Origin of the sequence: Chloracidobacterium validum, assembly GCF_018304825.1 — a bacterium.
GTDB classification, from domain to species: domain Bacteria; phylum Acidobacteriota; class Blastocatellia; order Chloracidobacteriales; family Chloracidobacteriaceae; genus Chloracidobacterium; species Chloracidobacterium validum.
This window is the reverse complement of the sequence record NZ_CP072648.1, coordinates 1,169,172-1,184,887: the sequence shown is the minus strand read 5'-3', so window position 1 is coordinate 1,184,887 and position 15,716 is coordinate 1,169,172. Positions and strand designations below refer to the sequence as shown.

Sequence of the window (15,716 nt, the reverse complement as noted above, 5' to 3'; positions counted from 1 at the left end):
CTTTTCTAATGGCACCACTTCCATGAACGTATCGTCTCTCTCGCACTGGATCCACACCCGCCACGCGCGGTTGCTCGCTGGCGTTGGTTTCCCGTTGCTCATTTTTGGGTTGGCACTGGGCGGCATCTTCACGACGCGGTACTGCCTCCAGGCCGCACCTCCCTCAGAAAAGACCGCAGCCCTCACCGAACTCCGGCAAGCCGTAGCGCGGGCCGGCAACCAACCCGCCGAAGGGGTGCTCGCCAACTTTGAGCGGCGCTATCCAAACTCTGAAGTCGCAGCGCTCGCCCGATTCCGGCGCGGTTATGACAGCTACCAGGGACGCAATTACGCCACGGCCGCCAGCCTGCTCGATACATCCCTCATCGGTGATTTCAGCCGGCTGGGTGACTATGCACTGTATTACCTGGGCAAAGCCCAATTCGACAGCGGCAAGTTCGAGGCGGCCCAGGCAACCCTGGCTCAAGTCGCCATCAAGTACCCACAATCGCTATTTGCCCGCGAGGCTACCCTTCAGGCCGGACGCGCGGCGGCCGTGCGGCGCGACCTGGCCGGCGTTCAGCGTATCTTGAAGCCCCTGCTCGATACCGGCGATGGAAACGCCCTGGCCATCTTGACACTGGCTTACCACAGCGCCGGACAACTGGACGACGCGAGCCGAACCTGGCGACGCATCATCACTGAAGCGCCCGATAGCCTGAGCCGCGATGAAGTCAAAAATGCCCAGCAGGCGCTCTTCCCCGACCCGCTGGAGGCAGCCGCCGCGCTTCGGGTCACGGATGCGGCCGGGCTGCGGCGGCGCGCCAATCGGTTCTATGAAGTCAAACAGTATGCCGCCGCCGCCGAAGATTTCACCCAACTGGCTACCCTTGATCCCAACGCCCTGCAAAGCGATGAAGCCCGCTTTCGATATGGGGTGAGTCTTTACTTTGCCCAGAAGTTCGCCCAAGCCGCTACCCAGTTGGCCGGTGTTGGCACCGCAGACCCGTCGCGCCACGCCGAGGCGCTGTTTTACCTGGCCGAAGCCCAGCGGCGCGGTGGCAGCGCCAACTACCCAACCACGGTCCAACGGCTGCTGAAGCTTTACCCAACGTCACCACGCGCCGGCGAGGCGCTCGAAAACCTGGCTCAGTGGGCCGAAAAACGGGGTGGTGAAAGCTACTACGACCAGCTCGTTCGGCAGTATCCAGAACGCAAAGCCGGCCAGCGCTGGCACTTCAAGCGGGCGTGGACGCCCCACCAGCAGGGGGCATACGCGGCAGCGGTGCCGTTGCTCCTGGAGCACGTCGCCCTGTTCCCGTCCTCGGATTACAAAGGCATGTCTGCCTACTGGTGCGCGCGCAATCTCGAACGCACCGGACGCAGCGCCGAAGCCAAGCCACTTTACGAAGCCATCGTTCGGCGGTATCGCTATGGCTACTACGGACAGCAAGCCGCTGAACGCCTCCGTGTCCTGCGCGCCGTCCCGCCGGCGCAACTGCCGGCGCAGCATCCGGTGATGCGCGCCGTGGCGGGTCTTCCACCGGCCCAACCACTGCCTGAAAGCATTGGACCGGAAGGTGATGCCTGGCTGGAGCGGGCATCCCAACTGCGCATCATTGGCTTGATGGAGCTTTCCTTGAACGAAATGGAGGCCGCGCGGCAAACCGCTCCCACATCGCCCAAGGTAGCCCTCGAAATTGCGCGTGTGTACCGTGACCTTGGGCAACCCAATCGGGCGGTGCAGGCGTTGCAACGCGCCCACCCGGATTACCTGGCTTACCAGGGGGATGAAATCAGCCGCGAGGAATGGGAAATCTTTTTTCCGCTCCGTGAGTGGGAAACCATTCAGCGTGAAGCCAAAGCCAACGGACTTGACCCGTTCATCGTCGCCGGACTCATTCGCCAGGAGTCGGTGTTTGACGCCAATGCCCGCTCCCGCGCCAATGCCATTGGCTTGATGCAGTTGCTGCCCTCCACCGGACGACTGGTCGCCAACAAAAAGGGCGCCGGACCGATCACGGCCGAACAGCTTTACAATCCCCAGCTCAACATCGTGCTGGGAACGAGCTACCTGTCGGACATGCGCCGCCAGTTTGGACGCTATGAATACGCCTTTGCGGCCTACAATGCCGGTCCGGGGCGCGTCGTCAACTGGCTCAAAACCTTACCCACCGATGAGCTTGATGTATGGATTGACGCCATTCCCATTACGGAAACGCGGCTGTATGTGCAGGGCGTCACGCGCAATGCCGCGCATTACCGGCGGCTTTACGGCAATGACCGCCGCGGTGAGCCGACCGCCGCTCAAGATTAGGAACGTCAAACCGGGGCAATACGGTTGGTCGCCAGCAGCAGAAAAATCAGCCCCCCAAGGATGAGCCGATAGGCCACGAACACAAACAAGCTATGTGTTTTGAGAAAGTACAGCAAAAAAGCAATCGCGGCGTAGCCCGTGATGCCCGACACAACGGTGGCAATCGCCGTGGCCAAAAGCATTGACGTGTCAAAGTCCTTCACTTCCCTGACGAACTGGAGTAGTCCGGCCCCCGTCAGCGCGGGCACGCACAGGAGAAATGAAAAACGCGCGGCGGTGGCGCGGTCAAGACCGAGCAGCAAACCGGCGGTGATGGTCGTGCCAGACCGCGACGCCCCTGGAATCAACGCCACCGACTGACCAAAGCCGATGATGAGGGCATGAAACCACGTCAGGTCAGCCAGCTTGAGCCGACGCGAACCGACGACTTCGGCCACAGTCAACAGGAGCGCCAGCCCAACCAGCGCCCCGGCAATGACGTAAAGATTTTTTGTCAGTACCCCCTCGATGATCTTCTTGAAGCCAAATCCAAAAACCACCACCGGAATCGAGCCAATCACAATCAGCCAACCAAGACGCGCTGGTTCGCCAAGCTTGCCAGTGCCCTGCATCCAGGCGAGATTATCAGCCAGAAATCCGCGTGTGATGTTCCATAGGTCAGGGAAAAAGTACACAATCAGGGCAATGACCGTGCCCAACTGAATCACGGCGACAAAGCCGGTCAGTTGCTCCGGCGTCAGCTTTTGATCGAGCTGAAGTAGTTTACTGGCTAAAATCAAGTGTGCCGTGCTGCTAATGGGCAAAAACTCTGTCAATCCTTGGACAATGCCGAGGAGAATCGCCTGTAAAATGGACATCGAGAACGTCACCAATGGTTGTCAGGAGTGCTCGGCGCGGCCGGTGCGACACGCCAAGTCGGCGATGCTACTGCACGACGCCCGACGAAGCACGCGCTTTCTTACCAGGACGCTTACGAGCGCGCCGGTTCTGGGAGACTGGATACGACGCAGTGGCGGCCTGGCTTTGGCTGTCGTCAGTTTGGTTGTGTCCGGCATCTTCACCGAAGGAGCGGTAATGCCGGTGCTGTCGGCGGTGGCATCCGCCGGACAGTCGCGCTGCTGTGGGCGACTCCGCGTGAGCGTTCACACGGAAGGCGCGAAGCCCCTCGGTGCGCGTCCGATTGCAGGTGTCAACGTCGAACTGTACCCTGCCAGGTCCGGCCCTGGACTGGCTTTCGATACCGACCGTCAGGGACTTGGCATGCACGTGGGCGTACCGGAGGGCACGTACCGCGTTCGGTTCACGCACCCAGACTTCACGACGGTTGAGGTCACGGATGTGACCGTTCACACCTGGCCAACGGTTGAGCTTGTCGTCAACCTACCACCACGGATGCCCCACCGTCCAGACCGCGTCAAGCGGATTCGGTATCAATCCTCACTGCTTGACAAGGAAGACGGCTCAATCCGGTATGTCATCCGCAACTAAGTCGAAATCAGTGGTTTACGGGCAAGCCTATTTCGCGTAGTACCCCTTCCGGGCAAACACTCGCCAGTCTTTGGCCTCACCGGGACGGATAATTTTCACGGCAATCGTCCGAAAGCTACCATCCCGGGTCGGGTCGGCCGGGCTGTACGCCACAATGTATTGCTGGCGCAAATCCGTCTCGATCTGTCGAAACGCCGTCACGTAGTCAGACGGACTACGTGGAAAGAACGCCCGCCCACCTGTGGACTCACACAGTCGTTCGAGCGTCCGCCGATCGAGTCCCGTAATGGAAACCCCGCCAAAGCCATTCGGGACGCCGCCGGGAATGCCAACCGCATAGACCTGCACATCCGAGCGTAAGGCCATGTCAATGGCATCGCTGAGTCGGTAACGGCTGGTGGTGTCTTCGCCGTCGGTCAGCAAAATGATGACCCGCCGCCCGGCTTCGCGCGTCAGCATTTCGCCAGAGACGACATAGACCGCATCAAACAGACTCGTGCCGGTAATGGACGGGTCAATCGGCGGCGTGCCGCCAGGGATATACCCGCCAGACTCGAACCGGACATCATCAATGGCCCGTTCAAGCGCCGAAAGGTTGTTGGTAAGCTTTTGCCGTAGCTCGATGTCGCGGCGAAAGGTGACAACCCCGGCGAGGTCCTTTTCCGGGCGCAGGATTTGGCGCAGAAACGTTTGGGCCGCCGCGCGCTGCTCGGCAATGCTGTACTGCTGGCTGCCGCTGATGTCGAATATCAACGCAAAGGTCAGCGGCAAATCGTTCTCACGGGCGAATGAAAAAATTTCCTGTGGCTTGCCATTCTCCAGCACTTGGATGTCCTGTGCCGTCAGGTCATTGATGTACCGGTTGCGTCGATCCGTGACGGCAAACGGCACCGATACGAGCTGGGTTTTGATGGTGAGGATGTCTTCTTGCGAGTCATCTTCCTGGGCCGCGCCGTCTGGCGCATCGGGGATGCGGTTCGCGTCAGCCGGCGCCAGCCGCGGCCGCGGTGGTTGAGAGGGTGAAGGAACCTTATCAGATTCAGGTTTCTGCTCCGGGACGGGCCTGGGCGGCTCATACTGCCGCGGCGGAGACTCACGCTTCCGCCCACTCTGCGCCGCCGTCGGAACGCCAACCACCCCAACCAGCAAAAGCACGATGGCTCCAACGACCCACCCCAGCTTCCGAACTTGAACCATAGTCAACTGCCCCTCCCGACCTTCACCACGCCCCACAACTTGCCTGGCGTGACCCGAATCACAGCCAACCAGGATTCAAGCAATGAACTGCTCATCGGGAAATGGATGTAAGTTGTACTCACTGGCCATGCTGCGGGCGTAAGCGCCGGCATCAGCAATTGCCAGCCAGTCCCCTTCGTGGACTTCAGGAAGCTCGATGTCCTGAGCCAGGAAGTCCGACGACTCGCAAAGCGGGCCGACGACATCCACCCGGCTTACCCGCTCACTGTGAAGCACGACCGGCAGGATACGATGCCTTGCTTGATACAACGCCGGACGAATGAGATGGTGCATGCCGGTGTTGACAATCACGAATGTTTTGTAGGGCGTTGTCTTGACGTATTCGACCCGCGCCAGCAAAACACCACAGCGGGCAACGAGAAATCGTCCTGGCTCGAAGAGAATCTCATCAGCCAAGCCCTGTGTGCCTTGCCGAATGACTTCTGTGTAATGGGCAAAATTAGTCAGTTCACGGGACTCATCGCCAGTGTCGTAATGGATGCCAAACCCGCCGCCGACATCCAGCGTGGATAGCGGAAAGCCCTGCTCGCGCAGCGCCGCCGCCAAAGGGCGCGTGTTGCGCAACGCTTCGGCGAAGTTGCCCACGTCAAGGATTTGAGAACCGATATGCAGCGAGATACCAACGATGCGTACCCACTGACGCGCTTCCGCCGCCAGCGCGAGGCACGCCATGACGGCTTCGGCGTCAATGCCAAACTTGTGACTCCGAAAACCCGTGGCGATGTATGGGTGCGTTTCAGCATCCACCGAGGGATTGAACCGAAAGGCAACCCTGGCCGGGCGGTCAAGTGTTTCCGCCAGCGCGATGATGCGGCGCAGCTCACCAACCGATTCGATGTTGATCTGCTTGATGCCAAGCGAAATTGCCAGCCGCAGCTCGGCATGCGACTTTCCAACGCCTGAGAAAATGATTCGCTCCGGCGGCACGCCGGCTTCAAGCGCGCGCTGCAATTCGCCGCCGGAAACAACATCCGCGCCACCGCCCAGCTCAACGACCCGGCGCAAGAACGTTGGATGGGCATTGGCCTTGACCGCATAGTGAATCATGTGCGGAAGGTCGGCGAAGGTTTCCTGAAAGTGCCGGTAGCGCTGGGTGAAGTGCCGCAGGTCGTACAGGTAGCATGGCTCTTCGCGCGCACTGACAAACTCAGCCAAGCAAACCTTTCCGTCAAGACCAAAGCGCAAGCGTCGGTTTTGATAGTCAAGCAGCATCGTCATGGCGAGGTCTGCTCAGTAGCGACCTATCGAGTCAGACACTTCGGCGTTGACCTCCCAATCGTAGGTATAGACCAGGAAGTTGATCGGCTCGGTGTATTGGACCTTGAGCACAACTTTGCCTCCCTGGCGGGTCGCCGTAAACTTGGCTTCCTCCGGGACGTTGAACTCGTTGCTAATCTTCGACCACTGGGACTCCAGTTCTTTCTCAGTAACAAACCCTTTTGCCCCGATGGCAAACTTGCGTGCCATATCGGTGATTTCATTCTTGACATTCTGCTCGCGCCAATAAACCGGCAAGGTTTTGAAAATGATGAAGCCAACAATGGCCACGACACTCAAAACGGCAATGAGTTGTCCCTGTCCTTCACCGCGTTCAGTGGAGCGCGTCGGACGACGCAGAACGAAATATCCGCCCATGCCAAATTTCTCCTCAAGGTGATAACGTCGTCATTGGCGGCCGCGCAACGCACACCAGGACACGGCCGCATTGCTGTACTTTTTCGGGGTCTGCCGACGGTTGCGCGGCATCATACCAATCAGCCAACCCGATGCCTAGCGGGAGCGCGTCTTTCGGCCAGTCTAAGAGGCTATGCATCCACGTTTTTTGAAGCGCGCTTCTGGGATTACACCATCTTGTGGGATTACACCATCTTGAGCCAACGGCTGACTACGTTTGTGGGCGTACACTTGCCTTGACCATGCCCGGCCGAGTGCGAATACTTTGGGCTAGGTTGCATCTCAGCCAGTTGCCTCCCCCGTTGGCGACGGTATTTTTCTTGTCAAGTCTGTGAGCCTCCATGGCAGTTTCCCTTGAAGCACCAAGCGCCGCGCCCGACACCAATGTGGACGCCACCGCCAAAACGACGCCACCACCCCGGGCCCCGCAGCCACCAGCGTCAAGACCGCGCAAACCACTGCTCGAACGCGCGTTGGATGGAACACTCCGCTTCCTCAGCTCGGTCAAGGTGGGTGTTTTCCTGCTGGCGCTCCTGATCGTCGCTTCGGCGCTGGGGACAATCATCATCCAGAAAGGAACCAGCGGCTTCACGGAGTATTACGCCAGCCTGCTTCCGGCGGAGCGTGAGCTGTATGAGTTTTTGGGGCTACTCGATATTTACCACACGCGCTGGTTCAACCTGCTGCTGTTGACGGTCAGCCTCAACATCGTGCTGGCCTCGATTGATTACTTTCCGGCAGCGTGGCGCTATGTGCGCAAGCCCGTGGTCAAAATCAATCAGGCGTTCGTCAGCCGCCAGCCGTTCAAACAGGTTGCCCAGGAAAGCAATGTCCCGGCCGTGGTTCAGGCGCTCAAGACGGCGGCAGCCGAACAGTTGCGCCCACTCGCGCACCGTATCCTGCCACTCGGCGCGGTGTATCGAACCATCGAGACGACGAATCCACGCGACGGCAGCGTGACGGTTCTGACGGAGTGCCATGCCTGGAACCGGTTGACGGCCTACGGGGTTCATATCGCGCTCCTCACGATTTTCGGCGGCGCGCTCGTGAGTGGACTGTATGGACATAAGGGGACGACCCGCATGGTGCCGGGGCAGTCGGCCAACACCTTCGTCAGCTTTGGCGCGCCAGACGAACAACCCCAGGCGTTTGCGATGCCATTCACGCTGGTGTGTACCGACATCGAACAGAACCTGCTCGACCCGCGCAAGCCAGACCTCAGCGCTCAGAACACGCTCGACTGGCATACCCGCGCCATCATCAAGGATGAGCAACGCCAGGTCGAAATCCCGGCTCACATTCATCTCAATCATCCGTTTGACTACCGGGGTTATCGCTTCTTCCAGGCCAGCTTTGACAACTTTGGCAGCGCGCGCTCGGTCAACATCGAACTTCGTCCGGCGGGCAGCGAAACCGGCACGGCTTACGTCATTCGCCGTGAGCCGACCGATATTCCGGGCTTAGGGCGCGTCCGGCTGGCAGATTTCATCCCGGATGTCACCTTTCAGGGCGGGCGAGTTGGCAGCGCGAGTGGCGAGTATCGGCGACCGATGGCGGTGCTGGATGTTTTGGGCGACAACCCACGACAACTCTATGCCCTGCCGGCCGAGGGGCTTGAAACCCTTGGCAACGCCCCGTTTCTCAAAGCCAAGACGGAAGTGGGCGACCTGCGCATCGTCATGACCGATTTCGAGAAGGTTTCGAGCGGTCACATCCTGCAAGTCCAATACGACCCAGGGGTGACGACGGTGTACCTTGGCTCGGCGATGCTCATCATTGCCCTGTGGCTGGTGTTTTTCTTCGCGCACCAGCGGCTGTGGATTCTGGTCGAACCGATGCCGGACGGCACTGCGCGCATCAGCCTTGCCGGCAATACCAATCGCAACCGGCTGGCTTTTGAAAAGCGCTTCCAAGCCATTGCCGCGACACTCTCCCCACCCATCGCAAGCGACCATCAGACGACAAGCCATGCTCCCGAAGACGAGTCTGCGGCAACAAACTAATCTGAAGTGAAGTGGCCATGGGCGACTCCCAACTCAAAACCAAGCTCCGCCAGTTGTTCAAAGGCAGTGATGCCACCGAAGTGGAACAACTTGCCCCGCGGCTGGTTGGGATTCCCACCGAGCGCCTGCTGTTTCTGATGGGCATCGGCGCGGGGCTGGCCGGTTTGTCGCCCCGGACGGCGCTGGAGTTTTTCCGGGTCACGCCAGAAGTAGCCGCGCGGCTCACCTCATTTGAACTTCAAGCCTGGGGTGAGTGTGGAAAGCGGTTGGCGGCAACCAACGTCGAAGCCGCGCATGACTTTTTCCGCTCCAGCCCGGAAACCATCGAGGCGCTACCAGCGGCCCATCGCTTGAGCGCCATCATCCTCACCACCCGCCAGTCCACGCTCTCCACTCGCACGGCCGTCGAAACATTCAAGCTGTCTCCGACAGTCATTGCCCAGATGGGTGAGACGCCAGCCCTGCCCCGGCTGCTTTCGATTGCCAGTGAAATTGCGCGTCATTCCGTGCGTCATAGCCAAGACCTGCTGCGCCAATCGCCGGCCGTTGTGGCCCATATTCGGACGTTTGATACGCCTGAGCCGGCGCTCCTCAACCGCCTGGTTGACATGACGGCGGCCTTTGCCTATCGAGCAGGCGGAACGGCGGCCGAGTTTTTCCTCGCCATTCCCAGCCTGCTCGATCGCCATACCCAAGCCCACCTCCCCCTATTGCTCGATCACACCCAGGCCTTTTTAGAGCGTGGCGGCAGCTTGGCGCTGCACTACCTGCGCGCCGGTGCGGCCGTCATCCGACAAGCCCAGGCTCAGGGTTATGACCACTGGCGTCGCCTGGCGCTCACGATGTGCGCTCAGGGCAACACGAATAGCTACCAATTTCTGAGAATCACGCCAGAGGTGGTCGAAGCGCTGGCGGCCGCCAAACCCGGACCGGCCGACCTATCGGCCGCGTTTGGGCGGCTGTGCGATACGGTAGCCGAGATTGATCGGATTGATCGCCTGGCCGCGCTCGAGTGCTTCAAATCGGCGCCGCTTGCCCTTCGCCAGAGCAGCCTTGAGCAGTTCCGCGACTGGGCGCTGGCCGGCATCGCCCGGCACCGCCAGGACAGCCGAGCCGCACAGGCTTACTACGGGCTGCAATCCCGTGCCAGCCGCGACGTCCTCGGAGGCGGGCGGCAACTGTCAGGGGTCGCGCTTGACGCCGTGGCGGCCATTTTGCGGCTTTATGTTGAAGGGCTGACCGGGCGCTCGGTTGCCGTGGCACCAATGGCCAATCCATCCGAGCAGGCGGTCATCGGTGACGGGCAAGCAATTCAGTTGCCGAGCCGGGTCCAGCGACTTTGAGGATGAGGCCTCAAACTTTCGCCTTTACAAAGTGCTGGCTGCCCACGGGGCTGGGCAGATTGAATACGGGACACACGCCGCCAACACGCCGGCGCTCATTGCCCTGCAACAAGATTTTCACCAGGCGTTCCAGACCAAACCGCCGCTGCGCCGTGAGCCGGTCACCTACCGGACAGTGCTGCGGCAGTTTCCCGACCTGGCAACGGCAACCCGTATTTTCACGACGCTCGAAAACGGACGGATTGACCGGCGATTACGGCGTGCTTACCGGGGCATTCGGCGGGATTTGGATTTCATTGCCGAACGACTCCGTGCGGCTCGCCCAGATTTGACGCAGTTGCCACCCGAACGGCAGTGGACCGAGATTTTATTTCAGATTGCGCTGTGTGGCGGCGTAGATGCGATGGCGCGGCAGCAGTTGCCTGGCATCGTCGCCACGCTCGAACAAATCACCACGCGCTATCTGGATACGCCAACGGCCGAGCTCACCGACACGCTGCTGGCGACACGGTGTATTTATGAGCTTATCGAGCAGCTTCAGCAGGGGGATGCCTCGCTGAATGCCGTGACCGAAACCGTCCAGTCCAGCGATGAAACGCCAGGCGAAACTGGCGCGGCGCAAGTCCCCGACCCACAGACGCCACATCCGGCATCGTCTCCGCCGTCGCCTGGGGAAAGTTTCGCGGCCTGGGCGCAGGAGCGTTCGACGCCTCCGCTCCAGGATTTGACGGCCCAGTTTCTACGTGAAGGTTCGGCAGCGCAGGAGCAAACGCTCGACTCTACCGACCGCGCCTTTCTCTATGACGAGTGGGACCGCGAACTGGGTGATTACCGGGTGGATTGGTGCCGGGTGGTTGAGCGTCGCCCAACGGCCGGCACGCGCGCGTTCGTCGAATTGACACGCACCCGGCACCAGGGGTTGATCTCGTCCATTCGCCATCAGTTCCAGCTCATGAAGCCAGAGGCGTTGCGGCGTGTCACCGGCGAACTCGACGGGGAAATGTTTGACCTCGATGCCGTGATTGATCGTTGTATTGACCGTCGCGCGGCGCTGTCTGGCAATGACCGGTTTTACATCAAGCACCTTCGGCGGCACCGGCAGGTTGCTGTGGCCTTTTTGCTCGACATGTCGAGTTCAACGGCGCGCACCATGACGCGCCACCCGAAGATGCCCTACAGCCGCCCAGGACAGCGCATCATTGACATCGAGAAGGAAGGGCTTGTGATTATGAACGAAGCCCTTGAAGCCGTAGGTGATAGCTATGCCATCTATGGGTTCACAAGCGAGGGACGGCGAAACGTTCGCTTCTATGTGGTCAAAGACTTCGATGAACGCTACGACGCCGACATCGAGGCGAGAATTGGCGGAATCAACTATCAGAACAACACGCGGCTGGGCGCGGCGGTGCGCCATGCGGCCAAGAAACTCGAAGGGCGCGACGCCCGCACGAAACTCTTGATCCTGCTTTCGGACGGACGGCCCTACGACCACGACTACGGCGACGCCCGCTATGCCCGCGAAGACAGCAAGCAAGCTCTACGGGACGCGCGCCAGGCCGGGATTGTTCCATTCTGCATCACGATTGAACGCGATGCCGACCAGGAACTCAAGGAACTTTACGGCGACGTGGGCTACACGGTGATTGACGATGTGTTGAGCCTGCCGGAGAAGCTGCCGGGCATCTACCGCCGGCTGACGACCTAGCCGCACACCAATCCAACCACCAAACTGGGCCATGGTGATTGTTTCAGGCGGACAAACCGGTGTGGATCGGGCAGCCCTGGATGCAGCCCGGCAGGTTGGGCTGCCGCGCGCCGGATGGTGTCCGCGCGGGCGGTGGGCCGAGGACGGCGTGATTCCGGCGACGTATCCACTGGTGGAGACACCAGATGCCGCGCCGGCCCAGCGAACCGCCTGGAATGTGCGCGATAGCAACGCCACGCTGGTTCTGGTTGAAGACGCGCTCCTGGGCGGCACGGCCCTGACAGTTCAGTATGCCCTGGCGTGGCGCCGGCCCTGCGCGCTGGTGACGCTTGGACTCCCCGACGCCCCAGCGATCATCACGGAGTGGCTTGGTCGTCTGCGCCCGGTACGACTCAACATCGCCGGACCACGCGAAAGCGAGCAACCTGGGGTTTACGCCCGCAGCCATGCCCTATTGACGCAGGTCTTGACTTTGGTGAAAGTCGCGCTGCGGTAGCCCATCCCACCTTTGGTTTCACATTGACAATTGCCGTGAACACTCCGGCCCGCCCCCTGCTTCAAGTCGAGCAGCTCGTCAAGCACTTTCCGGTCTCCGGCGGCGTGGTCAAAGCCGTGGATGACGTGAGTTTCACGCTGCATCCCGGCGAGACCTTCGGACTGGTCGGCGAATCTGGCTGTGGCAAGACCACCATCGGACGCGCCATTTTGCGCCTAATCGAACCTTCCGGCGGACGGGTTGTATTTGACGGCCGCGACCTACTGCGGCTGCGGCCGGCAGAACTGCGTCAGGCGCGCCGCGACATGCAGATTGTCTTCCAAGACCCCTACGCTTCGCTCAATCCTCGCATGCGGATTGGCGACGCGATTGCCGAGCCGCTGGTCATTCATGGGATTGGTGACAAGGCTTCCCGCCGCGAACGAGTTGCCGAGCTGCTTCGGGTGGTCGGGCTGGACCCCGACTATGCGACGCGCTACCCGCATGAGTTTTCTGGCGGACAGCGCCAGCGCATCGGCATTGCGCGCGCCCTGGCCCTGGAGCCGAAGTTCATCGTTGCGGACGAGCCGGTTTCGGCGCTGGATGTTTCGGTACAGGCGCAAGTCATCAACCTCTTGGCTGACCTACGCGAGCAGTTTGGCTTGACCTACCTTTTCATTTCGCATGGGCTGGCCGTTGTCGAGCATTTTTGCGCGCAGGTGGGCACGATGTACCTTGGGAAGTTGGTTGAAGTCGCGCCGACCCGGCAGCTCTTCACCCAGCCACGGCACCCATACACCCAGGCGCTACTGGATAGCATTCCCATTCCAGACCCGACGCGGAGGAAACCCCACGCGCCGCTGGCCGGGGATGTACCGAGTCCGCTTGCGCCGCCGCCGGGTTGCCGGTTTCACCCGCGCTGTCCGATTGCGGTTGAGGAATGCCGTCACCAAGCGCCTCCGCTCCGCGATGTCGGTAACGGTCACCACGTCGCCTGTTGGCTGGCGAGCTGAAAGACTTGGTGAGCGCCTGGTGAGCTGAAAGACGTTGAACAGCCTTCCAACTGCCGTCTCGAGAGCTTCAGAGTAGCCAACCGGTCAGACCGGCTTGCCAAAGGGGAGTGTACGGGTGAAACGCGCCTGCGCTAGAGTCAGCCGAATGTCTTGATGCACAAAAGGGGATGTCATGAATCGCCGCCAAGCCGCATTGGAATATCACGCCCAGGGACGCCACGGAAAAATCGAAGTCGTCCCGACCAAACCCTGTCTGACACAACGCGATCTATCGCTGGCCTATTCGCCCGGCGTCGCTGAGCCATGCCTAGAAATTGCCCGCGATCCGGCAACGGCTTACACCTACACGGCCAAGGGCAACTTGGTGGCGGTGGTTTCCAACGGCACGGCCGTCCTCGGTCTGGGGAACATCGGCGCGCTGGCCGGCAAGCCCGTCATGGAAGGCAAGGGCGTCTTGTTCAAACGCTTTGCCGATATTGACGTGTTTGACCTCGAACTGGCGACCGAAGACCCAGACGAACTCATCCGCACACTCAAGATTCTTGAACCCACCTTTGGCGGTATCAACCTCGAAGACATCAAAGCGCCGGAGTGCTTCTACATCGAGCAGCGCCTCCGTGAAGAACTCGATATTCCGGTGTTCCACGACGACCAGCACGGCACGGCCATCATTTCCAGCGCCGCCATCATCAATGCGCTCGAACTCGTCGGCAAATCGCTCGACCGGGTCAAAATCGTCTTTTCCGGGGCCGGCGCGAGCGCGATGGGCTGCGCCCGCATGTACAAAAAGTTCGGCGTCCGCCCGGAAAACATCCTCATGTGCGACACCAAGGGCGTCATCTACCGCGGGCGCGCCGAAGGCATGAACGAGCACAAAGCCGAGTTCGCCGTGGAAACCGAAGCGCGGACGCTTGCCGATGCCATGGTTGGAGCCGATGTCTTCATTGGCCTGTCGGCCAAAGGGATGGTCACGGCCGACATGCTCAAGACCATGGCCGACCGTCCCATCGTGCTTGCCATGGCTAACCCGGACCCGGAAATCAGCTACGAGGAAGCCCGCGCCGCCCGCCCCGACTGCATCATGGGCACGGGACGAAGCGACTACCCGAACCAAGTCAACAACGTGCTTGGATTTCCCTTCATTTTCCGCGGCGCGTTGGACGTGCGAGCGCGCACGATCACGGACGGGATGATGATCGCCGCCGCCCGCGCCCTGGCCGCCCTGGCCAAGCAGGACGTACCCGAAACCGTCGCCAAAGCCTATGGGGTCTCTCACTTGGTCTTTGGTTCCGACTACATCATCCCCAAGCCCTTTGACTACCGGGTGCTGATCTGGGTCGCTTCGGCCGTCGCCGAAGCCGCCATGCGCGATGGCGTTGCGCGAATCCAGCTCGACCTCGAGGAATACCGTGAGCAGCTCGCCAACCGGCTGGGCAAGTCACGCGAAACGCTGCGCATCATGTTCACGAAGGCGCGGCGCGCCCCGAAGCGCGTTGTCCTCCCGGAAGGCGACGACGACCGTGTGATCCGCGCCGCCGCGGCGCTGGTCGAAGACCATATTGCGCGCCCAATCCTGCTTGGCGATCCGGCGGCGATTCGCGCGCGGGCAGAGGCGTTGCGGCTGTCCCTCGATGCCGTTGACATCCTTGCGCCACGGGCGGCCGAACAGGTTGAGAGCTACGCCAAAGCCTTGCACCACCTGCGTCAACGCAAGGGACTGACGCTCATTGGGGCGCGGCAAATGCTCAAGCGGGCCAACTATTTTGGGGCCATGATGGTTCGTTCCGGCGATGCCGACGCCCTTGTGACCGGGGTGACGAGCGCCTACGCCGAAGCCCTCAAGCCCTTGCTGCGGGTGTTGGGCACTTCCCACGGCGTCAAGCGCGCCATGGGACTGCACCTCATGCTTGCCAAAAATCGGGCCTATTTCTTTGCGGATACGACGGTCAACATCGAACCGACGGCCGAGGATTTGGCCGACATCGCCATTCAGGCAGCGCGCAAGGCGGAACAGTTTGGTATCGAACCACGGGTGGCACTGCTGTCATTTTCAACGTTTGGCAGCGTTCGCCATCCCCAGGCGGAAAAAGTCCGCCTGGCCGTTGAACTGGCGCGGCAAAAGCAGCCGGCGCTTCAGATTGACGGCGAAGTCATGGCCGATGTCGCCCTGTCGCCCGAACAGCTTGCGCGCGACTACCCATTCGCGGCCCTGGGTGACAAACGAACGACGGTACTCGTCTTTCCCGATCTCCAGTCGGCCAACATTGCCTACAAGCTGCTGGCGACGCTGGGCGGCGCGGAGGCCGTCGGCCCAATCTTGATGGGGTTGGCCTATCCGGCCCACGTCCTGCCCAACAACGCCGAAGTCAAGGACATTGTCAACTTGGCGGCCATTGCCGTTGTGGACGCGCAGGAGCGTCAACGGCAACCGGCCGCCTACGCCGCCGGCAACATGTGGTGAA

General features: G+C 61.0%; 12 protein-coding genes. 8 read left to right on the top strand and 4 right to left on the bottom strand.

Annotation, left to right across the window (positions count from 1 at the left end):
• The first annotated feature begins 22 nt into the window (after positions 1-22).
• A complete protein-coding gene (locus J8C06_RS04965) occupies positions 23-2,296 on the top strand; it encodes a transglycosylase SLT domain-containing protein (protein ID WP_211429677.1) in 2,274 nt (757 codons plus the stop codon).
• 5 nt (positions 2,297-2,301) lie between these two features.
• Here the strand turns inward: J8C06_RS04965 and uppP are convergent, their stop codons facing one another.
• Positions 2,302-3,153: an undecaprenyl-diphosphatase UppP gene (gene uppP, locus J8C06_RS04960; RefSeq protein WP_211429676.1), complete on the bottom strand. Its 852-nt coding sequence runs from the start codon at positions 3,151-3,153 to the stop codon at positions 2,302-2,304.
• Here uppP and J8C06_RS04955 point away from each other — a divergent pair.
• Positions 3,146-3,784 carry a carboxypeptidase regulatory-like domain-containing protein gene (locus J8C06_RS04955; RefSeq protein WP_211429675.1) on the top strand — a complete coding sequence of 213 codons (639 nt, stop codon included), beginning with the start codon at positions 3,146-3,148 and terminating at the stop codon, positions 3,782-3,784. The two genes, uppP and J8C06_RS04955, sit on opposite strands and share 8 nt — an antisense overlap.
• 27 nt (positions 3,785-3,811) lie before the next feature.
• Here the strand turns inward: J8C06_RS04955 and J8C06_RS04950 are convergent, their stop codons facing one another.
• The 3 genes from J8C06_RS04950 to J8C06_RS04940 all read right to left on the bottom strand — a co-directional run bounded on the left by J8C06_RS04950 (position 3,812) and on the right by J8C06_RS04940 (position 6,676).
• The gene (locus tag J8C06_RS04950) at positions 3,812-4,981 is read right to left on the bottom strand and encodes a VWA domain-containing protein (RefSeq protein ID WP_211429674.1); all 1,170 of its coding nucleotides are present in this window, start codon (positions 4,979-4,981) and stop codon (positions 3,812-3,814) included.
• Between the two features lie 75 nt (positions 4,982-5,056).
• Positions 5,057-6,259, bottom strand: a complete 1,203-nt coding sequence (gene lysA, locus J8C06_RS04945; RefSeq protein WP_211429673.1) for a diaminopimelate decarboxylase — start codon at positions 6,257-6,259, stop codon at positions 5,057-5,059.
• A gap of 12 nt (positions 6,260-6,271) precedes the next feature.
• A complete protein-coding gene (locus J8C06_RS04940; protein ID WP_211429672.1) occupies positions 6,272-6,676 on the bottom strand; it encodes a hypothetical protein in 405 nt (134 codons plus the stop codon).
• A gap of 380 nt (positions 6,677-7,056) precedes the next feature.
• Here J8C06_RS04940 and resB point away from each other — a divergent pair, with 380 nt between their 5' ends.
• The 6 genes from resB to J8C06_RS04910 all read left to right on the top strand — a co-directional run bounded on the left by resB (position 7,057) and on the right by J8C06_RS04910 (position 15,715).
• On the top strand, positions 7,057-8,718 hold the full coding sequence (gene resB, locus J8C06_RS04935; protein ID WP_211429671.1) for a cytochrome c biogenesis protein ResB: 1,662 nt from the start codon (positions 7,057-7,059) through the stop codon (positions 8,716-8,718).
• Between the two features lie 17 nt (positions 8,719-8,735).
• On the top strand, positions 8,736-10,061 hold the full coding sequence (locus J8C06_RS04930; RefSeq protein ID WP_211429670.1) for a hypothetical protein: 1,326 nt from the start codon (positions 8,736-8,738) through the stop codon (positions 10,059-10,061).
• Complete coding sequence (locus J8C06_RS04925) at positions 10,015-11,766, top strand: nitric oxide reductase activation protein NorD (protein WP_211429669.1); 1,752 nt, start codon at positions 10,015-10,017, stop codon at positions 11,764-11,766. Before J8C06_RS04930 ends, J8C06_RS04925 begins: the two co-directional genes overlap by 47 nt.
• 31 nt (positions 11,767-11,797) lie before the next feature.
• Entirely contained in the window at positions 11,798-12,262 is a 465-nt protein-coding gene (locus J8C06_RS04920) for a putative molybdenum carrier protein (protein WP_211429668.1), read from the top strand.
• Positions 12,263-12,297: 35 nt separating this feature from the next.
• Entirely contained in the window at positions 12,298-13,254 is a 957-nt protein-coding gene (locus J8C06_RS04915; RefSeq protein WP_246602089.1) for an ABC transporter ATP-binding protein, read from the top strand.
• A 172-nt stretch (positions 13,255-13,426) separates the two neighbouring features.
• Positions 13,427-15,715 (top strand): NADP-dependent malic enzyme, encoded by a 2,289-nt coding sequence (locus tag J8C06_RS04910; RefSeq protein WP_211429666.1) that lies wholly within the window; start codon positions 13,427-13,429, stop codon positions 15,713-15,715.
• Position 15,716 lies beyond the last annotated feature (1 nt).